This window comes from Luteimonas sp. A501, from assembly GCF_054052085.1.
Genome location: NZ_JBSVRI010000002.1, coordinates 24,558 through 49,069, shown reverse-complemented (window position 1 = coordinate 49,069; position 24,512 = coordinate 24,558). Strand labels below are relative to the sequence as shown.

Annotated in this window: 18 protein-coding genes and 1 pseudogene; 5 read left to right on the top strand and 14 right to left on the bottom strand. The window is 69.2% G+C overall.

Annotation, left to right across the window (positions count from 1 at the left end; all coding sequences use genetic code 11):
• Window positions 1–12: 12 nt before the first annotated feature.
• From ACW7G5_RS06670 to ACW7G5_RS06625, 10 genes are all read right to left on the bottom strand, one after another.
• Entirely contained in the window at window positions 13–2,259 is a 2,247-nt protein-coding gene (locus ACW7G5_RS06670; protein WP_457002989.1) for a TonB-dependent receptor plug domain-containing protein, read from the bottom strand.
• 124 nt (window positions 2,260–2,383) lie between these two features.
• The gene (locus ACW7G5_RS06665; RefSeq protein ID WP_457002987.1) at window positions 2,384–3,934 is read right to left on the bottom strand and encodes a peptidoglycan DD-metalloendopeptidase family protein; all 1,551 of its coding nucleotides are present in this window, start codon (window positions 3,932–3,934) and stop codon (window positions 2,384–2,386) included.
• Window positions 3,931–4,308 carry a BlaI/MecI/CopY family transcriptional regulator gene (locus ACW7G5_RS06660; protein ID WP_457002985.1) on the bottom strand — a complete coding sequence of 126 codons (378 nt, stop codon included), beginning with the start codon at window positions 4,306–4,308 and terminating at the stop codon, window positions 3,931–3,933. The genes ACW7G5_RS06665 and ACW7G5_RS06660 overlap by 4 nt, the downstream gene beginning before the upstream one ends.
• A 213-nt stretch (window positions 4,309–4,521) precedes the next feature.
• A complete protein-coding gene (locus ACW7G5_RS06655) occupies window positions 4,522–5,328 on the bottom strand; it encodes a ferritin-like domain-containing protein (RefSeq protein WP_457002983.1) in 807 nt (268 codons plus the stop codon).
• Window positions 5,329–5,331: 3 nt separating this feature from the next.
• A complete protein-coding gene (purF, locus tag ACW7G5_RS06650; RefSeq protein WP_457002982.1) occupies window positions 5,332–6,804 on the bottom strand; it encodes an amidophosphoribosyltransferase in 1,473 nt (490 codons plus the stop codon).
• A 78-nt stretch (window positions 6,805–6,882) separates the two neighbouring features.
• Complete coding sequence (locus ACW7G5_RS06645) at window positions 6,883–7,989, bottom strand: SPOR domain-containing protein (RefSeq protein ID WP_457002980.1); 1,107 nt, start codon at window positions 7,987–7,989, stop codon at window positions 6,883–6,885.
• A 29-nt stretch (window positions 7,990–8,018) separates the two neighbouring features.
• Window positions 8,019–9,320: a bifunctional tetrahydrofolate synthase/dihydrofolate synthase gene (gene folC, locus ACW7G5_RS06640; protein WP_457002978.1), complete on the bottom strand. Its 1,302-nt coding sequence runs from the start codon at window positions 9,318–9,320 to the stop codon at window positions 8,019–8,021.
• 3 nt (window positions 9,321–9,323) lie between these two features.
• Window positions 9,324–9,968, bottom strand: coding sequence for a histidine phosphatase family protein (locus tag ACW7G5_RS06635; protein WP_457002976.1), 645 nt, complete (start codon window positions 9,966–9,968; stop codon window positions 9,324–9,326).
• Window positions 9,965–12,136, bottom strand: coding sequence for a S46 family peptidase (locus tag ACW7G5_RS06630; RefSeq protein ID WP_457002974.1), 2,172 nt, complete (start codon window positions 12,134–12,136; stop codon window positions 9,965–9,967). Before ACW7G5_RS06630 ends, ACW7G5_RS06635 begins: the two co-directional genes overlap by 4 nt.
• Window positions 12,137–12,172: 36 nt before the next feature.
• Window positions 12,173–14,374 (bottom strand): S46 family peptidase, encoded by a 2,202-nt coding sequence (locus ACW7G5_RS06625; protein WP_457002972.1) that lies wholly within the window; start codon window positions 14,372–14,374, stop codon window positions 12,173–12,175.
• A 160-nt stretch (window positions 14,375–14,534) separates the two neighbouring features.
• Here ACW7G5_RS06625 and tdh point away from each other — a divergent pair, with 160 nt between their 5' ends.
• Together tdh and kbl are read left to right on the top strand one after the other, a co-directional pair.
• A complete protein-coding gene (gene tdh / locus ACW7G5_RS06620) occupies window positions 14,535–15,566 on the top strand; it encodes an L-threonine 3-dehydrogenase (RefSeq protein WP_457003952.1) in 1,032 nt (343 codons plus the stop codon).
• 79 nt (window positions 15,567–15,645) lie between these two features.
• Window positions 15,646–16,899 (top strand): glycine C-acetyltransferase, encoded by a 1,254-nt coding sequence (gene kbl / locus ACW7G5_RS06615; protein ID WP_457002970.1) that lies wholly within the window; start codon window positions 15,646–15,648, stop codon window positions 16,897–16,899.
• A gap of 43 nt (window positions 16,900–16,942) precedes the next feature.
• On the opposite strand, the gene ACW7G5_RS06610 is transcribed toward kbl, so the two are convergent.
• Window positions 16,943–17,521 carry a hypothetical protein gene (locus ACW7G5_RS06610; RefSeq protein WP_457003950.1) on the bottom strand — a complete coding sequence of 193 codons (579 nt, stop codon included), beginning with the start codon at window positions 17,519–17,521 and terminating at the stop codon, window positions 16,943–16,945.
• Window positions 17,522–17,641: 120 nt separating this feature from the next.
• Window positions 17,642–18,552: pseudogene (locus ACW7G5_RS06605) on the bottom strand (outer membrane beta-barrel protein).
• A 237-nt stretch (window positions 18,553–18,789) separates the two neighbouring features.
• Between ACW7G5_RS06605 and ACW7G5_RS06600 the strand changes: the two are divergent.
• From ACW7G5_RS06600 to ACW7G5_RS06590, 3 genes are all read left to right on the top strand, one after another.
• A complete protein-coding gene (locus tag ACW7G5_RS06600; RefSeq protein WP_457002968.1) occupies window positions 18,790–20,814 on the top strand; it encodes an oxidoreductase in 2,025 nt (674 codons plus the stop codon).
• Between the two features lie 273 nt (window positions 20,815–21,087).
• Complete coding sequence (locus ACW7G5_RS06595) at window positions 21,088–21,543, top strand: cell wall hydrolase (protein ID WP_457002966.1); 456 nt, start codon at window positions 21,088–21,090, stop codon at window positions 21,541–21,543.
• A 108-nt stretch (window positions 21,544–21,651) separates the two neighbouring features.
• Complete coding sequence (locus tag ACW7G5_RS06590) at window positions 21,652–22,263, top strand: glutathione S-transferase family protein (RefSeq protein WP_457002964.1); 612 nt, start codon at window positions 21,652–21,654, stop codon at window positions 22,261–22,263.
• A 105-nt stretch (window positions 22,264–22,368) separates the two neighbouring features.
• Here ACW7G5_RS06590 and prpC read toward each other — a convergent pair whose 3' ends face one another.
• Window positions 22,369–23,523: a bifunctional 2-methylcitrate synthase/citrate synthase gene (gene prpC, locus ACW7G5_RS06585; protein WP_457002962.1), complete on the bottom strand. Its 1,155-nt coding sequence runs from the start codon at window positions 23,521–23,523 to the stop codon at window positions 22,369–22,371.
• Window positions 23,524–23,575: 52 nt separating this feature from the next.
• The gene (prpB, locus tag ACW7G5_RS06580) at window positions 23,576–24,457 is read right to left on the bottom strand and encodes a methylisocitrate lyase (protein WP_457002960.1); all 882 of its coding nucleotides are present in this window, start codon (window positions 24,455–24,457) and stop codon (window positions 23,576–23,578) included.
• Window positions 24,458–24,512 lie beyond the last annotated feature (55 nt).

The following is a 24,512-nucleotide window of genomic DNA, read 5'->3' as shown; positions in this document are numbered from 1 at the left end:
CCTCGACTCGCCTCAGAACGCAACTTCAAGATTGGCGCGAATGCTGAGGTGCGTCGGCCGCAGGCGTTCGATCCGCTGCCTGCCGCTGGCATCGAAGTATTCCGTATTGCTGGCGATGTCCTGCTGCAGCACGTTGGCCACGCCCAGCCGCAGCCGGGCCTTTCCCCACAGGCTGACCAGCATGTAGGCATCGAGTTCGCGCCGCGCGGACTCGCCTGCGATCTGATGGATGCCGGTTCGCGTCGAACCACCGCTGCGATAGCTGTAGCTGGCACCAACCGACCAGGCGGGGCTGAAGCGGTAATCCGCGGCCAGGGTGGAGCTCAGGCTCGGCTGCTTGTCGATGCGGTTGTCCGGTCCCGGCAGATCGTCAATCCGCGACCAGTTGCGGGTCAGGTTGAAGCGAAGCTCCAGCCCTGACGCATCCTGAGTCTGCAGGAGCGAAAACCTGGTATCGAGTTCGATGCCCCAAGCGGTTGCGCTGCCGCCATTGGTCGGCATGGCGACCCAACGGTCACCGACCAGGCGTGTCTCCGTGCGGATGACGTCCTCGATGGTCCGGACATAGCCGCCGAGGCTGAACGTAGCACCGTCCTCCGGAAACGCCTCGTAGGCCAGGTCCACGCCGGTGGCCAGCTCGGGCTTCAGCAGCGGGTTGCCCATGGTGTCGGGATCGAGTTCACGGTTGTTGGTGGAGGTGTACGGCCTTGGTACCAGCAGGCGGAGTTCCGGGGAGCGATAGGTACGGCTCAGCCCCAGACGGACCTGGTTCTTCGAATCCGGCAGTCGCCACCGCGACTGCAGCACGGGTGAAAGTATGGCGGACCGGTTGCGGATCGGCTCGAAGCCGTTGCCGTCGCTGCGGGTTTCGATCTGCTCCCAGCGCGCCCCGAGGTACAGGGACCAGGCGGGCGTCACCGTCCATTCGTCCTGTGCATAGACCGCGGCTCGTCGGACCCGGGCATCGAATGAAAGATCGCTGAAGCCTTCCGGGATCCCGTCGAAAGCCAGCAGGCGCTGCACCCGCGCTTCGCGCCGGCGATCCAGGCTGCCCTCCCATCCCGCCTCGAACACATGCGCTCCGCTACCTGGCCAAGTGTACTTCCCGAAGGAGGCGAAGTTCCGCACGCGCAGCCATCCGTGGGTGGCTTCGTCCAGGTTCTGCATGCCGTCGGCGCCATATCCCTGTTCGCGGAAGCGGTAGTCCTCGCGGTTGCCGCCCAGCCCCAGCTTGCTGGTGAATGTTCCGCCGCTGTCGAACTCACGCGCCCAGCTGAGATCGGTGCGGAGCTGGACCACGTCGATGCCGGTGGACTGGCGGTAACGCACGTGCCGCAGCTCCGGTCCGGACTGCGTCTGCCAGCCGATGTCGCCATGCTTGTTGTAGTTGCTGGCCTCCAGGAACGTCTGCCAGCCGAGGGTGTCGCCGTTCTCCAGGACGGCGTTGAAGTAAGGAGACAGCGAAAGCACGTCGCGGAACCCTTCGACGCGCAGGTTCGTGCTGCGATGCAGGTCCTGCACACCTTCAGGGCTGAAGCCCCCTTCGATACCGGCTTCCTCCACCAGGAACGCGCGCCGTGACAAGGCGGCGTTCACCGTGTAGCCACGGTGTTCACCGCGACGGGACCGGCTCCAGTTGATGCCGGGCGTGGACCGGCCATTGGATTCCGCCAGGCTGATCTTGAGCTCGCTTGAATCCTGGCGTGCAGCCTTGGCCAGCACGATGTTGATCGTCCCGGCGATGGCCTCGGCGCGCATGTCGGCGGTGGCCGTGCGCAGGATTTCGATCCGCTCGACCATGTCCGGGGACAGCGAGCCCGGATCGAATCCCGCCGGGGCAGCCTGCCCGTCGACCAGGACCTGCGTGTATCCCTTGCCCATCCCGCGCAGGGTGATGCTGCCCGTGCTTCCGGGCGCAGCGGTGGTCACGGTCACCCCCGGCAGGCGCTTGATCGCGTCCACGAGGGTGGCATCACCATGCCGGACCAGTTCGTCCTTGCCGACGACCAGGCGGGAAGCCGTGTCGTCCCGACGCGGATCGTGGCGTTCGCCCTGGACCTGCACCTGCTGCAGGTCGGTCACGCCTTCGGGCGCAGGTGCCTGCAATGCTGCGACGGTCGAGGGCCGGGGCGCGGAATCAGTGGCAGCGGCCGCCTGGAAGCAGGCCAGCAACAGCGAAGCAGCAAGTCCCAGGCGCAGACAGCTGCAAGGGGAAGGCGATGCGGAGCGGACGTTCATCTGCGGGAGCGGATTTTTCATGGTTCGCCAGGCAAGCACCGTCCCTCCCGTGAGCCGGGAAGCGCGGCAAGTGATGGTTGTGGGGGAGCCAGCCGGGGATACGTCGACCGGGACTCCGGTGCAGCCGTGCTGCGTGCCTATCCGCTCATCGCAGCAAGGGCTCCGGATCGACGCGCTGTCCGTCCAGCAGCAGCTCCATGTGCAGGTGCGGCCCTGTCACCTTGCCGGTGGTACCGGCGCGGCCGATCTGCGTACCGGCCGCGACCCGTTGCCCGACCTGGACGTCGAAGCCGTCGAGATGCGCATGCAGTGACTGCCAGCCACCGCCGTGGTCGAGCACGACCACCGTCCCGTAGTTGGGGCCATCCGGATAATTCGTGGTTGCCGCCGCCACGGTTGCAGCCGCAGGTGCGTAGACGGGGGTGCCACGCGCTGCGGCGAAATCGATGCCCCTGTGCGGGCGCGTGTAGGGCCCGCCTTCGGCCCCGTAGCGGCTGCTGACCCTGGGCGCCGTCACCGGAAAACGAAAGCCGATGGCGGGCCTGGCAGTCACGTCGGCGGTGGCTTCCGGAGCCGCCGCTTCACGGCGCACAGGTGCCACGATCGACACGACGGCTGCCCGTGGGCCACCAGCAGCTTCTTCAATGCCGGCACGGTCGCGGCCAGGCGTGACCGTGCCGATTTGCACTGCAGCCACCGCGCCGCCGGCCACCAGCGCCAACGCAAGCAGCGCGATGCGCCATGGCAGGGCCAGGCGTCGCCGCGCATCCCCCTGCACCATGTGGCGGATCCTCAGCCTGTGGCTGCCGGGGTCATGGCGCGAGAATGCCGCGACCGGGGATGGCATCTGCGATCGTGCCGACAGGCGCAAGGCTTCCAGGTAGGCCCTCGCATAGACATGGCGGGCTTCCGGCTCCACTCCCGCTGCCGCGGCGTCGCAGCACAGTTCCGCGGCGACCTGGACACGACGCTCGATCAGTCCCAGGAAGGGATTGAACCAGAGCACCACGCCCACCAGGCGCATCAGCGCCGCGCGCTGCGGGTCATGCCGGGCCAGGTGGCTCGCTTCATGGCGCAGGACCATCTGCAACTGGCGATCCTCCAGGCGAGCGGCCAGGGCAGCCGGGATGATGATCGCCCGCCGCGGCCAGCACACCGCGAAGGGACTGACCTGCCGCGTGGTCGACCGCAGTTCGATGCCAAGACGATGGAGGCGTTGCTGCTCCATTGCGGACAGGGGCCCCGGCAAGGCAGCCGGAACGACCAGGGACGACGCCCGGACGATGCGGCGAACGGCGAGCATGCCCCTGCCCCAGCGCAGGGCCGCCAGCCCGGCACCGGCCAGATACAGCATCGGCAGCAGTGGTTCCTGCCAGGCCCTGGCGCCAAGCGGCTGCACTGCGTCCTGCCACGGCGCTTCAAGGCCGCTCGACCACCCACCCAGCCCGGCTACCGATGGCAGCGGCAGCGGCGTCGGCAGCGACCAGTTGGCACCTACCGAGGCGAAGCCGTGGAAGGCGATCGCCAGCAAGGTCGGCAGGATCGCCAGGGCCCAGACGACAAGCCAGTAGCTGCGCGCCGCGTGAGAGATGCGCAGGCCGTGATGCAGGACAAGCCCCAGCGACCAGGCCAGCGCGCCGGCGAACAGGCAGGCGCCGGCGTGAAACCACCAGATATCCAGCGCGGAGAGGCTCATGCCTGCCCATCCTGGTCGGGATCACGCAGCAGCGCCTCCAACTCGTCGACCTCGTCCTCGCTGAGCAGGCGACTGTCGGCAAATGCCTGTGCCGGAAGCGGCCCCTCGATCTCCAGCACTCTCCGCGCGAAGTCCATGCTCAACGCCGCCAGCGTCGAAACCTTGCCGACGGCCGCGCGGTAGACGTTCAAACCGTGCGAATCGAACTCTTCGACCAGACCCTTTTCCACCATCCGCTCCAGCGTCTTGCGGGTGGAAGAGTAGGACCAGCCGAGAATGGGCGTCACATGGTTGTGCACTTCGCGGGCGCTGCAGACAGCGTGTCGCCACAGGCACTTGAGCAGCTCAAGTTCGGTATTGGAGGGATGGATCATCGAAACTGTGCCCGCGACATGTCGTGAGTCGCAAACATACGACACTTGTCACACGCATGACAAGCCTCGTCCCATGAGCGTCACGGGCACTCCCGCCCCAACCCGCCACAGCGATGGCAGCACCGGGTGCGTGGGGTACGCAGCCGACATAAAGAGCGGCTTGCTGCTCAGTCGGCGGAGTACCCCACGCACCCGGTGCCCGCCGCCAAACCTTCAGCCCGAAAGCTGCTGCAACGCCGCCAACTCGTCCTCGCTGAACCCCGCCGCGCTGCGCGCATCGATGTTGAACGGGCCATGCAGCACCGCGCGCGCATATTCGGCAAGCAGCTCGCGGAACCTCGGCTCCGGATCGACGCCCGCACGCTCGCAGCACCAGCGGAACCAGTGGCTGCCGGCGGCAACGTGGGCTACTTCCTCGCGCAGGATCACCTCGAGGATTTCGACGGTGGCCTCGTCGCCCAGCGCGCGCAGCTTCACGATCATGCCTGGGGTCACGTCCAGCCCGCGCGCCTCGAGCACGCGCGGCACAAGCGCCATGCGCGACAGCACGTCGTGCGCGGTCTTCTCCGCCATCTCCCACAGGCCGTTGTGGGCGTCGAAATCGCCGTAGTCGAAGCCCATCGCCTGCAGCCGCGTGCGCAGCATCGTGAAGTGCCGTGCTTCGTCGTCGGCCACCATCACCCAGTCGGCGTAGTACTGCGCCGGCATGCCGCGGAAGCGGTAGACCGCGTCCCAGCCGAGGTCGATGGCGTTGAACTCGATGTGGGCGATGGCGTGGATGAAGGCGGCGCGGCCTTCGTCGCTGCCGAAGCCGCGGCGCGGGAGCTCGCGTGGATGCACCAGGCACGGTCGTGGCGGCCGGCCGGGCATGCGGATGGGCTCCGGCCCCGAGCCGGCGGCGTCGATGGCGAGCTCGCCGCGCCTGAACGCCCCGGCAGCCGCATGCGTGGCCGCGACCTTGTCCTCCGGCGACGCCGCGGCAAGGCAGTCGCGCGCGGCGTCGAACAGCGAAACGCGCACGCCTCAGGCGCCCACGCGGCGCTTCTTCTTCGCCTCGTCCGAGCGCAGCTGGCGCAGGCGTTCGAAGTAGCCCGGCTCGATGCCGGTCACGTATTCGCCACTGAAGCAGGAGCTGTCGAACTTCTTGCCCGGGAACTTGTGCCCCGCCACCGCGGCCTCGAGGTCCGGCAGGTCCTGGTAGACCAGCCAGTCGCAGCCCAGGAAGGCCTCGATGTCCTTCTCGCTGCGGCCGTTGGCCACAAGCTCCTCGACCGAGGGCATGTCGATGCCGTAAACGTTGGGATACCGCACCGGCGGCGCGGCCGACGCCAGATAGACCTTGCGCGCGCCGGCGTCGCGCGCCATCTGCACGATCTGCTTGGACGTGGTGCCGCGCACGATCGAGTCATCGACGAGCAACACCACGCGGTTGCGGAACTCGAGCGGGATCGCATTGAGCTTGCGCCTCACCGACTTCGCCCGCTCGCCCTGCCCCGGCATGATGAAGGTGCGGCCGACATAGCGGTTCTTGACGAAGCCCTCGCGGTACTTCACACCGAGCACGTTGGCGAGCTCCATCGCCGAGTCGCGCGAGGTGTCGGGGATCGGGATCACCACGTCGATGTCGTGGTCGGGCCGCTCGCGCAGGATCTTCTCGCCCAGGGTCACGCCCATGCGCATCCGCGCCTTGTGCACCGAGATGTTCTCGATCATCGAGTCCGGGCGCGCGAAGTAGACGTATTCGAAGATGCACGGCGCGTGCTCGCCCGCCTCCACGCACTGCCGCGCGTGCAGCTCGCCGTTCGCGGTGATGACGATGCCTTCGCCCGGCTCGACGTCGCGCACACGCTCGAAGCCGAGGATGTCCAGGGCCACCGATTCCGAGGCGACCGCGTATTCGGTACCACCCTCGGCCTCGCGCTTTCCGAGCACCAGCGGGCGGATGCCGTTGGGATCGCGGAACGCGACCAGCCCCAGGCCCAGCACCAGGGCAATGCCGGCATAGCCGCCGCGCGCGCGCCGGTGCAGGCCCTCGACCGCCTTCAGCGCGGCTTCGGGGGTGAGTGCGCGCTCGCGGTCGAGCTCGTGCGCAAACACGTTGAGCAGCACTTCGGAGTCCGATTCGGTGTTGACGTTGCGGCGGTCGGTCTCGAAGACCTCGCGGCGCAGGGCATCGGTGTTGATCAGGTTGCCGTTGTGGGCGAGCGCGATGCCATAGGGCGAGTTGACGTAGAACGGCTGCGCTTCGTCATGACCCTCGCTGCCGGCGGTGGGATAGCGGCAGTGGCCGATGCCCACGCGACCCTGCAGCAGCGCCATCGCCGCGTCGTCGAAGACGTCGCGCACCAGGCCATTGGCCTTGTGCACGCGCAGGCGCGTGCCGTATCCGGTCGCGATGCCGGCGGCATCCTGTCCGCGGTGCTGCAGCACCGTCAGGCCGTCGTACAGCGCGGCCGCGACTTCAGTGGTTCCGACGATGCCGACGATGCCGCACATGGGGTGGACCTGCGAGTGTCTGGAGTGGAAAGGCGATTTCGGCAAGACGGCGCCGGGCGCGCGACTTCGAGCGAGCGGCTACGGATGCGAACGCACGAGACCGTCGATGTTGAAGTTCGACTTGACCCGCGCCTTGAGCTGGTCGGCTTCGCCGCGCGTGACCACCGGACCGGCCTTGACGCGGGTCAGCGTGCCCTTGTCGGTCTGCACGGTCTCGGTGAAAGCACCGATGCCCGCGGCGCGCAGCCGGTCGCGCAGTGCATTGGCTTCGCTGGCGTTGCCATAGGCGCCAAGCTGCACGGAGAAACCGGTGCCGGCCGCGGTCGTTGGAGCCGGAGCCGGAGCCGGAGCGGATGGTGCGGCAGTCGGCGCCGGCGGCCGCGACGCCGCGCTGCCACCGGACGATGCCGGCGCTGCCGCGTCCAGCGCTACCACCGCGGCCGTGGCGCGCGAGCCGATGCTGCCGGCGCGCACGCGCGCGGACTCCGCATCGGCACGCGAAGCATAGGGACCGATGCGGACCCGCCAGGCATCACGATCGCCAACGCGGGTTTCTTCCACATAGGCAGGAAGGTTGGACTGGCGGAGGCGGTTGACGACGGTGCCGGCGTCGGCGCGCGAACCGTACGCGCCGAAGTTCACCGCGTAGTCGCCGCCGGCGGTGGCCGCGGGCAGGCGCGCCGGGGGCGTTGCGGGCTCGGGCTTTGAAGGTTCCGGCTTGGGAGGCTCGGGCCTTGCCGGCAGCGGAGCTTCGGGCGCCGGTCCGGCCGCCGCGACGGGGCGCTGCGGCGCGAGAGGCTCGGGCTGCGTGGCCGGTCGTTCCTGCACCGGCAGGGGCGCCACGTCGGCCGCATCACCCTCGGCCAATGGAGCCACGTCCACGTCGGATGCGAGATCGGCCGCATCTTCGGCGCGCGCATCGCCTTGCGGCGCTGCGGTGGCTGTGTCCACGGTTGCCAGGCTGCCGTCGTCGGCGAGCAGGCCGGCGCTGCTCGTGGCGCTGGGCGCCACCAGCGGCAGGTCGCGGGTGACGTACTCGCCAGAGGGCGCGTCCGGGACGTGCAGCGAAAGATCCGACACGCCGCTGTCGGGGGCGGGACCCTGCACCAACATCGGCAGGAAGATCACGGCCAGCGCAATCAGTACCGCGGCGCCGATCAGGCGCTGTTTCAGTCCGGAGTCCATGGAGGCTCGAGGCAACGGGGGCCGCTGAATTATACGGCCCCGCCGGGCTCCGCTTCTGAATCCCCGGCAGCGAGCCACGCGAGCGCCGCGCCGGCGACGTGGAAGGAGCCGAAGGCGATCACCCGTTCGCCCGGATGGGCCTGTGCCAGTGCCGCCGACAGCGCCCCGGCAGCGTCGGCGTGGCGCTGCGCGGTTCCGGCCGCGGTGCCGGCCAGGGCGTCGGCCAATGCATGGGCATCACGGCCACGAGCGCCGACCCCGGCAATGCCGGCGAGATGCCAGGCATCCACGCAGGGCGCGATCGCGGCGACCACGCCAACGGCGTCCTTGTCGGCCAGCGCGCCGTACACGGCCATGGTGCGCATCGCCGGCGCCTCATGCAGCCACTCAGCCAGCGCGCGCGCCGCCTGCGGGTTGTGGCCGACATCCACCAGCACCTCCACGCCCCCGCGTTCGAAACGCTGCAGGCGCCCCGGCACTTGCGCGGCCGCCACGCCGCACGCCCAGGCGCCGTCGTCGATCTCCACGTCCAGCGCGCGCAGCGCGGCGATCGCGGCCGCGGCGTTGCGCAGCTGTGCCGGCGCGGTCATGCGCGGCCGCGGCAGCGCCAGCTCGAACCCGGGCTCGCGCCACCACCAGCCATCGCCGGCATCATCGCGGCCGAATCGGTAGTCGCTGCCGGCCCGGATCGCGGAGGCGCCGATGGCATAGGCGTGGCCGAGAACGCTCGACGGCGGATCATCCTCGCCCAGCACCAGCGGCGTCCACGGCCGCGCGATGCCGACCTTCTCGGTGCCGATGGCCTCGCGGTCGGCACCAAGCCAGTCCTGGTGGTCGAGGTCGACGGTGGTGATCACCGCGACGTCGGGATCGACCAGGTTCACGGCGTCCAGGCGCCCGCCCAGCCCGACCTCGAGCACGGCGAGATCGAGCCCGGCGCGTTCGAACAGCCACAGCGCGGCGAGCGTGCCGTATTCGAAATACGTCAGCGTGGTCCCGCCACGCGCGGCCTCGACCGCTTCGAACGCCGCCACCAGGCCGGCATCGTCCACGTCTTCGCCATCGATGCGCACGCGCTCGTTGTAGGCCAGCAGGTGCGGCGATGTGTACGCGCCCACCCGCAACCCGGAGGCAGCGGCGATCGCCTCGATGAAGGCCACGGTCGAACCCTTGCCGTTGCTGCCGGCGACGGTCGCCACCAGGCGCGCCGGCCGGCCGAGGCCCATGCGCTCGGCCACGGCGCGCACGCGATCGAGGCCGAGGTCGACCTCGCGCGGATGCCGGCCCTCGATGTCATGGAGCCAGTCCTGAAGGCTGCGCGCTGCGGCCATGGTTCAGAGCGCCCGGTGCACCGCTTCGCCGAACAGCAGGGTGTGGTGCGCGCAGTCGTTCATGCGCACCACGTCCAGGTGCCCGGCATCGGGCCCTTCAAGCAGGTTGAGCGTGGCCGGCGCCTGGCGGAAGGTCCACAGCCGAAACAGCGGCAGGCCCAGCACCCGGCACAGCAGCACGCGGTTGACCGCGTCGTGGGACACCACCAGCAGGGTGTCCTCCGGACCCAGGCCTTCACAGGCCTTGGCGAACGCCGGCCAGGCGCGCTCGAGCACCTGCTTCAACGACTCGCCACCGGGCATCTGCACCTTGTCCGGCGTATCGCGCCACGCCGCCAGGCGCTCCGGGTCCACTTCACGGATCTCGCTGGCAAGCTTGCCTTCCCAGCTTCCGTGGGCGATTTCCATCAGCCCCTCGTCGACCTCGAGCATGTCCGCGCGCGCCTCGCCCAGCGCCAGCCGCGCCGTGTCGTACGCGCGCGACAGCGGCGACGCCACGGCGCGGTCGATGCGCACGTCGTGCAGGCGCTCGCCCAGGCGCAGCGCCTGCCTGGCACCGGTATCGGAGAGCGGGATGTCCTCCTGCCCCTGGTAGCGGCCGGCGCGGTTCCACTCGGTCTCGCCGTGGCGAGCGAGGAGGACCCTCAACGCTTCGGCTCCAGCCCCAGCTCGGCCAGCACGCGCGGCGCCGGGTAGACCTCCTGCATGATCCAGCGCATGTAGCGCTGGTCGACCGAGATCATGCGCGTCATCACCGGGTCGAACACCCAGTTCGACGCCACCGACTCCCAGTTGCCGTCGAAGGCGAGGCCGACCAGCTTGCCCTGTGCATCGAGCACCGGCGAACCGGAGTTGCCACCGGTGATGTCGAGGTCGGCGAGGAAGTTGACCGGCACCGACTTCAGGCGGCGGTCCTGCAGGCCGCCGTACCGCTTCCCGGCCACGGCGTCGAGCAGCGCCTTCGGGGCGTCGAACGGATCTTCGCCGGTGTCCTTGGCCGGGATCTCCTCGAGCACGGTGAACGGCTTCTGCGGCGTGCCGTCGAGCTTGGTGTAGGGCTTGACGTTGCCGAAGGTGATGCGCAGCGAGGAGTTGGCGTCCGGATAGACGAACTCGCCCTTGCTGGCCTTGTAGTCGGCCACCGCCTGCAGGTAGACCGGGCGCGCCAGCAGCGCGTCGCCGGCGCGGGCCTTGCGCTCGGCTTCCTGCGCCAGCAGCGTGGGCATGATCGCCACCGCGTAGCGGATCGCGGGATCCTTGCTTTTCTCGAAGGCCTTGCGGTCGGCCTTCAGCCATTTCAGGCGGGTCTCGGTGCTGTCGGCCAACTCGCTGCGCCCGAGGCGGTCGAGCACGCCGTTGATCGCCTTGTCATCGCTGCCGCCCAGCCAGGCGTCCACGGCTTCAAGGCGCTGGGCCTGCGGCAACTTGACGTACTCGGCCAGCCAGTACCGCTGCAGGCCGCGGTCCATTTCCGGCACGTAGCGGCGCTCCATCTGACGCACCGCGCCCTCGATCGTGGGCAGGTCGCGCTCCTGGTAGCCCTGCTCGCGCTCGGCGTCGGGCTTCTCGCGCTCGATCGCCAGGCGGTAGCCGCGGATCGCGGTCGACAGCACGCCGGTGCCGTTGAACTGGCCGAACACCAGGTCGCGCTCGCGGGTGGCGCGGCTGGCTTCGTTGAGCTCGAGGATGCGCGCGTAGGCGTCGAGCACGGCCTGGCCGGCTTCGCCTTCGTCTCGTGCCCAGGCCAGCACCTCGGCTTCCTGGCGCTCCTTGGTGGCCATCGCCTTGGTGCGCTCGAAGCCGGCGAGCTGGCTGTCGTAGTTCTTGTAGACGTTTTCCCAGCCGCGCATGGTGCTGGCGTACTTAACCTCGATGTCGGGATTGGCCGCGCCCGCTTCGGCGACCATCTTCTGCAGCGCCTTGTAGTGGCGGACCACGGTCGGGTACTGCCAGTCCTGGGTGTCCTTGAACTCGCTGGCCAGCGCATAGCGCGCGGTCCGGCCGGGATAGCCGGCGACCATCACGAAGTCGCCCTCGCCCAGCGGCTTGTCGGCGAACTCGAGCCAGCGCTTCGGCTGGTAGGGCACGTTGTCCTCGGCGAAGGCCGCCGGCTTGCCGTCCTTGCCGACGTAGGCGCGGTAGAAAGAGAAGTCGCCCGTGTGCCGCGGCCACATCCAGTTGTCGGTTTCGCCGCCGTAGGCGCCGACGCTGCCCTGCGGCGCGTAGACCAGGCGCACGTCGCTGATCTCGAGGTTCTTGAACAAGCGGTAGGTATTGCCCCCGGCAAAGCTGTACAGGCGGCAGCGATAGCCCTCGTCGGCCTCGCAGCCGGCGACCAGGGACTTCTCGATCGCGTCCAGCGCGTTGGTGCGGCCGATCGCATCGGGCGCCGCGGCCACGGCGGCCTGCACCTTGGCGGTCACGTCCTCGATCGACTCCAGCGCGAAGATGCGCGAATTCGGTCCGGCGCTGATCTCGTCGCCGATCGCCGCGGCATAGAAGCCGTCGCGCATGAGGTTGTTCTCGGGCGTGGAATTGAGCTGGATCGCGCCATAGGCGCAGTGGTGGTTGGTCGCCACCAGGCCCTGCGGCGAGACGAAGCTCGCGGTGCAGCCGCCCAGCGAGACCACGGCGCCGAGCGGGTCACCGGTCAGGTCGGCAAGCTGTTCGGGCTTGAGCTTGAGGCCGGCCTTCTTCAGCGGCTTGGCGATCTCGGGGAGCTGCTGCGGGACCCACATGCCTTCGCCGGAGTGGGCGGGGCTGGCGGCAGCGGCCGCGAAGGCCGCGACGGCGGCGGCGAGAAGTGTCTTGCCCATAGGTTCGGTGTCCTGGACGGTTGGATGATTCGGAGTTTAACGGCCGAGGCCGGCGGCGGGAGCCTGCCTGTCGGCCTGGTCGAGCGGCAGCCCCATCTCGCGCAGCAGCTGCGGCGCGGGATAGACGCGGGCCATGATCCAGCGCATGTAGCGGGCGTCGACGTGGATCGCGCGCTTGTAGCGCGGATCGAACTTCCAGCTGGCGCTGACCGCCTCCCAGTTGCTGTCGAAGTTGAGGCCGATCAGGCGGCCGCGCGCGTCCATCACCGGCGAGCCGGAGTTGCCGCCGGTGGTGTCGAGGTTGGTAAGCAGGTTCACGGTCTGGGTGCCGAGGCCCGGATCGACCGTGGCGCCGAAGTCGCGGCGGGCGATGGCATCGAGCAGCGGCTGCGGCGCGTCGAAGGGAGCAACGCCGGTGTGCTTCTCGACGATGCCTTCGACGGTCGTCAGCGGCGACCAGCTGACCGCGTCGCGCGGCTGCAGGCCCTCGATGCGGCCGTGGCTCACGCGAAGGGTGGAGTTGGCATCCGGGTAGACCGCCCTGCCCTCGCTGCGGGCGTGGCCGATCATGCCGCGCATGTAGGCCGGGCGCAGGCGCAGCAGCTCGCCGGTGCGTGCCTTGGCCTCGTCCTCGAAGCGCAGGTCGGCCTGCTGCAGGGTCGCGGCCGCCTGCATCAGCGGATCGGTCGATGCCTGGACCTCGGCCGGCCCAGCCGCGAACAGGCGCATGCGCTCGGCTTCGTCGGCCAGGGCGGCGCCGGTGTACAGGCGCTCCAGGCGCGAGGCGATCGTCGCTTCGTCGGTACCGAAGACGGCGTCGATTTCGGGCACGCGCTGCTCCGCGGGCAGCGCGGCATGCCGGCCCAGCAGCTCGGCCAGGATCGCTCGCTCCACCGCCGGCGCGTAGCGGCGCTGGGCCTGGCGCAGGGCGGCCTCGATCCGGGCCTCGTCGCGCAGCTGGTAGCCGCTTTCGCGCTCGGCGTCGGGCTTGCCGCGCTCCAGGGCGAGGCGTTGCAGCCGCATCGCACCGCCCAGGAGTTGGGTCTGGGCCTGCATCAGGCTGAACAGCTGGTCGCGTTCGCGCGTGGCCCGGGCAGAGGCGATCACCTCGGCCGCGGCGTCGATGTCGGCACGCGTCGCGGCGGCGTCGGGCTGGCCGGACAGCCACGTCGCCATCGCCGCCTCTTCGGTGCGGCGGCCGGCGACGGCATCGCTGCGGCGCAGGCCGTCGAGCTCGCCCTGGGCGCGCTTGAGCGTGTTCTTGAGGCTGGCGACCTGGGCGGCATAGCGCACTTCGGCGTCGGCATCGCCGGCCGAGCCGCGCTCGACCGCCGCCAGCAGCGCGGTCATCAGCTCCACGCGCGAGGGCAGCTGCCACTCGACCTGGTCGGCGAACTCGGCCGCGGTGCGGTGGCGGAAGGTGCGGCCGGGATAGCCCGCCAGCATCGCGAAGTCGCCTTCGGCCAGCGGCTCGGTCGAGACCGTCAGCCAGGCCGCGGGCTTGAACGGCACGTTGTCCGGCGAATACGCCGCGGGTTTGCCGTCCGGCCCGACATAGGCGCGGTAGAAGGTGAAGTCGCCGCTGTGCCGCGGCCACATGAAGTTGTCGATCTCGTCGCCGTAGCTGCCGATCGCATCCGGCGGCGCGTAGGCCAGCCGCACATCGCGGATCTCGAGCTGGCGCACCAGGTCGAAATCGGTGCCGTAGTACATGTCGACCACGCTGCAGCGGTAGCCGGGCTCCTCGGCCTCGCACTCGGCCACGGCGGCCTTGGATGCGGTCTCGACCGCGTCGTGGTAGGCGCGGCCGGTCCTGCCGCGGGCATCGGCCAGGATGCGATCGGTGATGCGCTCGAAGCGGTCGGTGACCAGCACCCGCGCGCCCGGGCCCGCCGACAGCTCTTCGGCCATCGTCGGCGCGTTGAAGCCGTTGGCGATGAGGTTGTTTCCAGGCGTCGAATTCAGCTGGATCGCGCCGTGTGCGCAGTGGTGGTTCGTGACCACCAGGCCCTGCGGCGAAACGAAGCTCGCGGTGCAGCCTCCAAGCGAGACCACGGCGCTCATCGGCGGCTTCGACAGGTCGGACAGGTCCTTGGGGTCGCCCTGGAAGCCGGAAGCGCGCATGGCCGATTCGATCTCCGGCAGCTGGGAGGGCAGCCACATGCCTTCGTCGGCAAGGGCGGCGGCGGGCAGCAGCAGGGCGGCGGCGAGGGCCGTGGCGATGGGGCTCGGGCGCATGGGATTACCGGTGGTCTGGACAGCCCGCGACCATAGGCCGCGGCGGCGGCCGGGTGCAAATGTCGCCGGTCATGCCCCGGGCTGCACGCCGCGGCGGCGGTACAATGGGCGTTTCGACCATCCGACCGGCCCAACCATGTCGCAGCCCCAGCAGTCCACCATTCCCGCCACCATGAAGGCGCTGGTCAAGCGCGAGCTTGCCCGCGGCATCTGGATGGAGGAAGTCCCCGTCCCCGAGCCCGGCGCCAACGAGGTCCTGATCCGCCTCGAGAAGACCGCCATCTGCGGCACCGACCTGCACATCTACCTCTGGGACGAGTGGGCGCAGCGCACCATTCCGCAAGGCCTGACCATCGGCCACGAGTTCGTGGGCCGCGTGGTGAAGCTCGGCCCCGGCGCGGCCGGCTACGAGATCGGCCAGCGGGTCTCGGCCGAAGGCCACATCGTCTGCGGCCAGTGCCGCAACTGCCGTGCCGGCCGCCAGCACCTGTGCCCGAACACGGTCGGCATCGGCGTCAACCGCAACGGCGCCTTCGCCGAGTACATCGTGATGCCGGCCAGCAACCTGTGGCCGATCCCCGACCAGATCCCGTCGGAGCTGGCCGCGTTCTTCGATCCCTACGGCAACGCCGCGCACTGCGCGCTGGAGTTCGACGTGGTCGGCGAAGACGTGCTGATCACCGGCGCCGGCCCGATCGGCGTGATGGCCGCGGGCATCTGCAAGCACATCGGCGCGCGCAACGTGGTGGTCACCGACGTCAACGACTTCCGCCTGAAGCTGGCCGCCGACATGGGCGCCACGCGGGTGGTCAACGTCAGCAAGACCTCGGTGAAGGACGTGATGGCCGAGCTGCACATGGACGGCTTCGACGTCGGCCTGGAGATGAGCGGCAACCCGGCGGCGTTCAACGACATGCTCGACTGCATGTACCACGGCGGCAAGGTCGCACTCCTCGGCCTGCTGCCCAAGGGCGCGGGCATCGACTGGGACCGGGTGATCTTCAAGGGGCTCACGCTGCACGGCATCTACGGCCGCCGCATGTACGAGACCTGGTACAAGATGACGCAGCTGGTGCTGTCGGGCTTCCCGCTGCACAAGGTGCTGAGCCACCAGCTGCCGGCGGACGAGTTCCAGAAGGGCTTCGACCTGATGGAGTCGGGCAAGTCGGGCAAGGTGGTCCTGAGCTGGTAGCCCGGTCGCGCGAAGGCAGGTGGCGCCGCCGAGGCGCGACACGCCGTGAATACGTCCATGTAGGCTCTCGGCGGCATCCATGCCGCCGAAGGTCGCGCCTCGACGGCGCCACCTGCCTTCCCCATCGTTGAGGTGTCCTGTGTCCCTGACCGAACGCTACAGCCAGACCCTGACAGAGATCCGCGAGGCGGGCCTGTTCAAGGCCGAACGCATCATCACCAGCCCGCAGTCGGCCGAGATCGAACTCGCCGACGGCCGCAGGGTGCTGAATTTCTGCGCCAACAATTACCTCGGCCTTGCCGACCATCCGGACGTCATCGCCGCCGCGCGCGAGGCGCTGGACACGCACGGCTTCGGCATGGCCTCGGTGCGCTTCATCTGCGGCACCCAGGACCTGCACAAGGAGCTGGAGCGGACGATTTCCGGTTTCTTCGGCAAGGAGGACACGATCCTCTATGCCGCCTGCTTCGACGCCAACGGCGGGCTGTTCGAACCGCTGCTGGGCGACGGCGATGCGATCATCAGCGACGCGCTCAACCACGCCTCGATCATCGACGGCGTGCGCCTGTGCAAGGCGAAGCGCTACCGCTACGCCAACTGCGACATGGCCGACCTGGAAGCGCAGCTCAAGCAGGCGAAGGCCGACGGCGCGCGCACGATCATGATCACCACCGACGGCGTGTTCTCGATGGACGGCTTCATCGCGCCGCTCGACGAGATCACCGCGCTCGCCGGCAAGTACGGCGCACTGGTCCACATCGACGAGTGCCACGCGACGGGGTTCATCGGCGCAACCGGCCGCGGCTCTGCCGAGGTCAAGGGCGTGCTCGAGAAGATCGACATCATCACCGGCACCCTGGGCAAGGCCATGGGCGGCGCGCTGGGCGGCTTCACCACGGCCAAGGCCGAGGTGATCGAGCTGCTGCGCCAGCGCTCGCGGCCGTATCTCTTCTCGAACTCGCTGCCGCCGCACGTGGTGGCCGCGGGCACGAAGGCGTTCCAGATGCTCGACGCCGCCGGCGGGCTGCGCGAGCGGCTGGCGGAGAACACCGCGTACTTCCGCGAGCGCATGACCACGGCCGGCTTCGACATCAAGCCCGGCACGCATCCGATCAGCCCGGTGATGCTGTACGACGCGCCGCTGGCGCAGCGCTTCGCCGAGCGCCTGCTCGAGGAAGGCATCTACGCGATCGGGTTCTTCTTCCCGGTGGTGCCGCAGGGCCAGGCGCGGATCCGCACGCAGCTGTCGGCGGCGCACACGCGCGAGCACCTGGACCGGGCGATCGACGCCTTTACCCGCATCGGGCACGAACTGGGCGTCATCAAGGACTGAAACGCGACGCCGCGGCGCAGCTGCGCCGCGGGCCGCGAGGAGGTCAGCGCGGCTCGGAGCCGTCGTCCGCGGGGACCTGGGCAGGCTGTGTTCCAGCGGCCGCGGCTTCGGGCGCGGCTCCCACGGGCACGCCTTCGACGGCCGGCACCGCATCGCCGGCCGGTGCGGCCACGGCGCCAGCCGCCGGTGCGGGAGTCCTGCCACGAGCGATCCGGACGCCGCGCGTCTTCATCCAGGCATCGAACTCGTCGGCGGTCATCTGCCGGCCGTTCTGGTTCATATCGAAGCGCCAGGGCGTGTTGTCGAATTCGGTCTTGGGCTTGTAGGCACCGGGGTCATTCGGATCCGCCACGCTCGCGGGCGCTGCGATCGCCACGTTGCGGCAGCCTTCGATGCGCCGGCGCAGCAGCACTTCGTCGACCGTCTGCGACTCGTCGTACGCATGCCCAAGCACGCCGCTGTTGGCGCCGAGCATGTACGAGGGCGCGGCCAGTTCGGTCGCCAGCGGCGCAAGCACCGTGACCCGCTGCGCGGCGACGCCCGCGCTCGGCAGGCTGCCGCAGTCGATCGCCGCCAGGGCCATTCCCGGAACCAGGAGGCCCACTGCCGCCACACTCATCAACGCTGACCGCTTCATTGCTCTTGCCCCGCTTCGTCTGCACAGGGCGAGAGTCTAGCAGCCTCCAAATGCACGAAGCCCGGCACAAGGCCGGGCTCCGTGGTGTCACCTGTGCCGACGTCCTCAGTTCTGGACGTTCAGCTCCGTGCGGCGGTTGCGCGCGCGGCCGTCCGGGTTGTCCGAACCGTCGTCATTGGTNGGTAGCGCTTCAGGATCTCGATCGCCTCGTTGAGGATCGACACCGCGTCGGGACGCAGGGTCGACTTGTCGAAGTCGAAGTTCACGCCCTTCAGGTCGATCGACACCGGCACCGGGCAGCCGTCCGGACCGATCGTCTGGCCAGGCTGCGAATCCGGGCAGCGGTCGTCGCAATCGTTCACGCCGTCACCGTCGCTGTCCATGTCCGCGCAGCTCGGGGCCACCGGCGCCGGGGCCACCGGGGCAGTCGGCTCCGGACCCAGCGGGATCACGACGCCAACCGAAGCCAGCACGTCGCCGAACCAGTCTTCGCTCGGGGCGCTGACGCTGGTGTCGTCGAAGTCGGCACGGTAGGCCAGCTCGGTGCGGATCTTGACCCGACCCGTGCCGCCCTGCGCACCCACGCCAACCTTGGCGGCGAAGTTGCCGTCTTCGCGCTCACCCGGCGAAACCGGGCTCGGGAACGCGTCGTACTCTTCTTCCGAACGCTGGTAGCCCACGCCCATCAGCACGTAAGGCGCCCAGTTGCGGCCTTCGGCCAGGAAGTGGCGACGCAGGTCCAGCGAAATGCCGTACTGGCTCCAGTTCAGGTCCTGGTTCGCGTCATTGTTCGGGTTCTGGTAGTTCAGCTCCGCATCCAGCGACCACGCCGGGGAAATGAACTTGCCAACGCCAAGCGTTGCGAACGGCGCATCGCGCGTACCGCGGTCATTGTCCTGCAGGTTGAAACCAGCGCCACCGGTCAGGTACCAGCGGTCGTCGAAATCCTGGGCGAAGGCGGCGGGGGCGACGCCCAAGCCAGCCAGCAGGGCTGCGCACAGCAACTTCTTGTTCATCATGGTGTCGCTCCTTGGAAAAGGTGCACGAATCCGGCAGCGCCGGAACCGCATCACTCGAGTTGTGGGGCACGACGGCCGCCTCCCGGGCCGCCATCGGAGTGCAGGTTAGATTCGAAGATGTGAAGATGGCGTTAACGCTGGTCTAACAAATCGTCCGGAAGCGGCCGAGCCGGGCTCTTGCCGTGGATGTCACATGCCCGCATCGTGACCCATCCCGTACGCCGACGAATGTGAATGACCGCCGCATCTCCGTACCCGCACCTTCTTTCGCCCATCGACCTTGGATTCACCACCCTGCGCAACCGCGTGCTGATGGGTTCGATGCACACCGGGCTGGAAGACCAGCGGCGCGATTTCCCCAAGCTCGCCGCCTACTTCGCCGAGCGCGCCGCCGGAGGCGTCGGACTGATGGTCACCGGCGGCTTTGCTCCGAGCCTGACCGGCTGGCTGAAACCTTTCGCCGGCAAGCTCACGCGGCGCGCGGAAGTGGCCCGGCACCGGCAGGTCACCGATGCGGTCCATGCGCATGACTCGCGCATCTGCCTGCAACTGCTGCACGCCGGGCGCTACGCCTACCACCCGCTCTCGGTATCGGCGTCGGCGCTGAAGGCGCCCATCAATCCGTTCCGGCCCCGGGCGCTGTCCGCGCGCGGCGTGGAGCGCCAGATCGACGCCTTCGCGCACGCCGCGCGGCTTGGGCGCGAAGCCGGCTATGACGGCGTCGAGGTCATGGGCTCGGAGGGCTACCTGCTGAACCAGTTCACGGTCGCGCGTACCAACCGACGCCACGACCGCTGGGGCGGCAGCGTCGAGAACCGCATGCGCTTCGCGGTGGAAATCGTGCGCCGCGTGCGCGAGGCCTGCGGGCCGGACTTCATCATCATCTACCGTTTGTCGATGCTCGACCTGGTCGAGGACGGCAACGACTGGCCGGCCATCGTGGCCCAGGCACGCGCGGTCGAGGCAGCGGGCGCAACCATCATCAACACCGGCATCGGCTGGCACGAAGCCCGGGTACCGACCATCACCACCTCGGTGCCCCGGGCCGCCTTCGCCGGGGTCACCGCCCGCCTCATGCCCGAGGTCTCGGTGCCGCTGGTGGCGACCAACCGGATCAACATGCCCGATGTCGCCGAATCGATCCTCGCCACCGGCCAGGCGGACATGGTGTCGATGGCACGCCCGCTGCTGGCCGATCCGGACTGGGTGGCGAAAGCCGCCGCCGGGCGCGCGGATGCGATCAACACCTGCATCGCCTGCAACCAGGCCTGCCTGGACCACGTGTTCCAGAATCGCCGCGCGAGCTGCCTCGTGAACCCGCGCGCCTGCCATGAAACCGAGCTGGCCTATTCGCCAGCCACTGCGCCACGGCGGATCGCGGTGGTCGGCGCGGGGCCGGCGGGCCTGGCCTGCGCCACGGTGGCGGCCGGGCGAGGCCACGCCGTGACCCTGTTCGAGGCCGGAGACTCGATTGGCGGCCAGTTCAACCTGGCGCGGCGGATCCCGGGCAAGGAGGAATTCGAGGAGACCCTGCGCTACTACCGGCTGCAATTGCGCGAAACCGGCGTCGACCTGCGCTTGGGCACCCGTGCGACGCCGCGGCTGCTGGAAGGCTTCGATGCCGTGGTGCTGGCCACGGGCGTGGTTCCGCGCGTGGCGCACTTCGAAGGACACGACCATCCTCGCGTGGTGGGCTACACCGACGTGCTGCTCGGCAACGTCGTTCCCGGCGGCAAGGTGGCGATCATCGGCGCCGGTGGCATCGGCTTCGACGTCGCAGAGTTCCTGGTCCATGACGGACCTTCGCCCAGCCTGGATCCCGTCCGCTGGATGAAGGAATGGGGCGTCGATCCCGCTTCCGCTACGCCTGGCGGCCTGCAGCCGCCGCAACCGGAGTCGCCGGCGCGTGGGGTGTGGCTGCTGCAGCGCAGCGCAGGGCGTCCGGGCGCGAGACTGGGCAAGACCACCGGCTGGACCCACCGGGCGACACTCAAGGCCAAGGGCGTACGCATGGTGGGCGGGGTCGAGTACCACCGCGTGGATGATGCCGGCCTGCACGTGACCATCGACGGCGTCGAGCAGGTGCTCGATGTCGACCATGTCGTGGTCTGTGCCGGGCAGGAGCCGCAGCGCGCCCTGTTCGACGAACTGGACGGCCGCGGCCTGGAGCTGCACGTGATCGGCGGCGCGGACGTCGCCGTCGAGCTCGACGCCAAGCGCGCGATCGAACAGGGAAGCCGGCTCGCCGCTGCGCTTTGACGCGTTTTCTTGCCGCGCTCGCAACAGCCGCCGACCCCCTGTTCAGCTGGGATTGCGAAAACCGGCAGTACCTTGCGCGCACTTTCTCCGTCGCCACTTCGGCGGAACCGGCACGACCCGCACTCCCGCGGGCTTCGCGCCCGGGCAGCAAAGCGCCACAGAGTGCCGCCGCCCTCCCCAACACGCCAGGCCGATCCGCACTGCGGTGCCCGGACCCATGCAGGGATCCGGCGCCAAAGCCGTGCGGGCGGCGCAACGGAGCAAGGAGCCGCCATGAAACTCGCCTGGATCCTGTGGTTGGCATCGATCATGCCGCCACCGGCCGCAGATTCCCTCTGCCTCAGCACCACGCTGTACCTCGAAGCCCGCGACCAGTCCGTCCTCGGCCAGCATGCCGTGGCCGAAGTCGCCCTGCGGCGCGCCGACAGCGGCCTGTGGGGTGATTCGGTCTGCGACGTGGTCACCGCGCGCAAGCAGTTCGCGCCGACCATCGTCTCGCCGAACACGCGCCTGACCAACACCGAAGCCTGGTCGCAGGCCGTGACCATCGCGCTCGAGTCGCAGAGCAACTGGGCTCTGCCGGCCGGTGAGCGCAAGGAAGTCGTGCCCGGCGCCAGCCACTTCCTGGCACACGCCATCGCCAGCCCGAGCTGGCGCAACGCCTACCAGGTGGCGACCATCGGCGACCACACCTTCCTGCGCGTGCAGCGCCTGAAGCCCAGGTCGTGACCCAGGGTTCCGCAGGCCTGCACTGATCGCGCCTGCACCCACGGCCCAGCCTTGAGCGGGGCACCGGCTGCGCCGATGATGACGGCCTACCCCCGCGCGGAGCCGCACATGAAACTGTATTCAAAGCCGGGCGCCTGCTCGACCGCCGTCCACGTCGCACTGCAGTGGAGCGGTGGCCCATTCGAGGTGGAAATCCTTGACGGGTCCTCGATGAAGGCGCCGGCATTCCTGGCGATCAATCCCAGCGGAGCAGTGCCGGCGCTCGTCGACGGCGATTTCGTGCTCACCCAGAACGCCGCGATCATGGGTTACATCGCCGACCTGCGGCCGCAGGCGGGCCTGGCCGGCGACGGCTCGCCGCGCCAGCGCGCCGAGGCGGCACGCTGGCTCGCCTTCGTCAATTCCGACCTGCACCCGGCGTTCAAGCCGATCTTCGGACCATCGCGCTACATCGGTGACGAGTCGCAGCACGATGCGCTGAAGGCCGCGGCGCGCAAGCTGGTCCGGGGACTCATGGAAACCGCCGACAGACGCCTGGCGGACCATGAATGGCTGGCCGGCTTCCGCAGCTTCGCCGATCCCTACTTCTACATCACGGTGCGCTGGGCGCACGGCACCGGCGTGGACATGTCCGGGCTGGACAACATCGCGGCCTTCAAGGCACGGATGGAGGCCGACCCGGGCGTGCGCGCCGCGCTGGACGCCGAGGGACTGGAATAGACCAAAGCGGCGGGGCCGCAGCGCACTACCACCGCATCGCGGCTCCCACTCCGGAAAAAAACGGCGCCCATCGGGCGCCGTCTTCGCTTGCAGCCTGGCCCCGCCTCAGCCGCGATCGGCCATCGGCACCCAGTCGCGGTTCTCGGGACCGGTGTAGTTCGCGCTCGGGCGGATGATCTTGCCGTCGATGCGCTGCTCGATCACGTGCGCGCTCCAGCCGCTGGTGCGCGCGATCACGAACAGCGGCGTGAACATCGCCGTCGGCACGCCCATCATGTGGTAGCTCACCGCGCTGAACCAGTCGAGGTTGGGGAACATCTTCTTGGCGTCCCACATCACCGACTCCAGGCGCTCGGCGATGTCGTACATCGTGTTGTCGCCCTGCTCCGCCGACAGCTCCTTCGCGACCTCCTTGATGATGCCGTTGCGGGGATCGGAGACGGTATAGACCGGGTGGCCGAAGCCGATCACGACTTCCCTGCGGCCAACGCGCTCACGGATGTCGGCCTCGGCTTCGTCCGGCGAGTCGTAGCGCTGCTGGACTTCGAATGCGACCTCGTTGGCGCCGCCGTGCTTCGGCCCGCGCAGCGCGCCGATCGCGCCGGTGATGCAGGAATGCATGTCGCTGCCGGTACCGGCAATGACGCGCGAGGCGAACGTGGACGCGTTGAACTCGTGCTCCGCGTAAAGGATCAGCGAGGTGTGCATCGCGCGCACCCAGCTCTCGCGCGGCGGCTCGCCGTGCAGCAGGTGCAGGAAGTGCCCGCCGATGGAGTCGTCGTCGGTCTCGACATCGATGACCCGGCCGTTGTGGCTGTAGTGGTACCAGTACAACAGCATCGAACCCAGCGAGGCCATCAGCTTGTCGGCGATGTCGCGCGCTCCGGGATGGTTGTGGTCGTCCTTCTCCGGGGAAACGCAGCCCAGCACCGAAACGCCGGTACGCATCACGTCCATCGGGTGCGCCGAGGGCGGCAGCTCTTCGAGTGCCGCCTTGACCGCAGCCGGGATGCCGCGCAGCGACTTCAGCTTCGCCTTGTAGCCCGCGAGCTCGGCCTTCGACGGCAGTTTGCCGTGGACCAGCAGGTAGGCGACCTCTTCGAACTCGGCCGTAGTGGCGAACTGCGTGATGTCGTAGCCGCGGTAATGCAGGTCGTTGCCGCTGCGGCCGACGCTGCACAGCGCGGTGTTGCCGGCGGCGGTGCCGGACAGTGCCACCGACTTCTTCGGCTTGGGCAGGGTGCTGGGGGTCTCGCTCATCAGGTACTCCAGTGCAACGTGTGTGGTCGCGCAGCGCGCGTGCCGGCGTGGGTCAGTCCTTCGAGAACAGCGTGTCGAGCTTGTCCTCGTAGGCGTGGTAGCCGAGGAAGTCGTACAGCTCCGCTCGCGTCTGCAGGGTGTCGACGATGTTTTTCTGCGTGCCCTCGCGGCGCACGGTCTCGTAGAAGTTCAGCGCCGCCTTGTTCATGGCGCGATAGGCGCCGCAGCAGTAGAGCGCGATGTCGACGCCGGCCGAGCGCAGCTCGTCGGTGGTGAAGAACGGGGTGGAACCGAACTCGGTGAGGTTGGCCAGGATCGGCACCTTCACTGCGTCCTTGAACTTGCGGTAGTCCTCGAGCGAGGTCATCGCCTCGGGGAAGATCATGTCGGCGCCGGCCTCGACGTAGGCGATCGCGCGCTCGATCGCCGAGTCGATGCCCTCCACCGCCGCCGCGTCGGTGCGCGCCATGATCACGAAGCCGGCTTCGGTGCGGCCATCGACCGCGGATTTCACCCGGTCGACCATCTCGCCCTTCGACACCACCTCCTTGTTGGGACGGTGGCCGCAGCGCTTCTGGCCGACCTGGTCCTCCATGTGCACGGCGGCGACACCGGCGCGCTCGAAGCTGCGGACGGTGCGGGAGATGTTGAAGGCGCCGCCCCAGCCGGTGTCGATATCGACCAGCAGCGGCAGGCCGGTGGCCTCGACGATGCGGCGGGCGTCGATCAGCACGTCCTCCATGGTGCTGATGCCGAGGTCGGGCATACCCAGGGAGTTCGCGGCGACGCCGCCACCGGACAGGTACAGCGCTTTGTAACCGGTGCGCCTGGCCATCAGGCCGGCATAGGCGGTGATGGCGCCCATCACCTGCAGCGGGGATTCGTCGGCGACGGCGGCGCGGAAGCGCGCGCCTGCGGAAACATGCTCGGACATGGGGAAGTCTGCGTTGGGGAACACCGCCATTCTAGCGGAGCGCGCGGGTGCACGG

Bases quoted from the DNA above. Each gene is read 5' to 3' on its own strand.
- ACW7G5_RS06670 (WP_457002989.1), bottom strand. From the start codon at position 2,259: ATGAAAAATCCGCTCCCGCAGATGAACGTCCGCTCCGCATCGCCTTCC.
- ACW7G5_RS06665 (WP_457002987.1), bottom strand. From the start codon at position 3,934: ATGAGCCTCTCCGCGCTGGATATCTGGTGGTTTCACGCCGGCGCCTGC.
- ACW7G5_RS06660 (WP_457002985.1), bottom strand. From the start codon at position 4,308: ATGATCCATCCCTCCAATACCGAACTTGAGCTGCTCAAGTGCCTGTGG.
- purF (WP_457002982.1), bottom strand. From the start codon at position 6,804: ATGTGCGGCATCGTCGGCATCGTCGGAACCACTGAAGTCGCGGCCGCG.
- ACW7G5_RS06645 (WP_457002980.1), bottom strand. From the start codon at position 7,989: ATGGACTCCGGACTGAAACAGCGCCTGATCGGCGCCGCGGTACTGATT.
- folC (WP_457002978.1), bottom strand. From the start codon at position 9,320: ATGGCCGCAGCGCGCAGCCTTCAGGACTGGCTCCATGACATCGAGGGC.
- ACW7G5_RS06630 (WP_457002974.1), bottom strand. From the start codon at position 12,136: ATGGGCAAGACACTTCTCGCCGCCGCCGTCGCGGCCTTCGCGGCCGCT.
- ACW7G5_RS06625 (WP_457002972.1), bottom strand. From the start codon at position 14,374: ATGCGCCCGAGCCCCATCGCCACGGCCCTCGCCGCCGCCCTGCTGCTG.
- kbl (WP_457002970.1), top strand. From the start codon at position 15,646: ATGCCGCCGAAGGTCGCGCCTCGACGGCGCCACCTGCCTTCCCCATCG.
- ACW7G5_RS06600 (WP_457002968.1), top strand. From the start codon at position 18,790: ATGACCGCCGCATCTCCGTACCCGCACCTTCTTTCGCCCATCGACCTT.
- ACW7G5_RS06595 (WP_457002966.1), top strand. From the start codon at position 21,088: ATGAAACTCGCCTGGATCCTGTGGTTGGCATCGATCATGCCGCCACCG.
- ACW7G5_RS06590 (WP_457002964.1), top strand. From the start codon at position 21,652: ATGAAACTGTATTCAAAGCCGGGCGCCTGCTCGACCGCCGTCCACGTC.
- prpC (WP_457002962.1), bottom strand. From the start codon at position 23,523: ATGAGCGAGACCCCCAGCACCCTGCCCAAGCCGAAGAAGTCGGTGGCA.
- prpB (WP_457002960.1), bottom strand. From the start codon at position 24,457: ATGTCCGAGCATGTTTCCGCAGGCGCGCGCTTCCGCGCCGCCGTCGCC.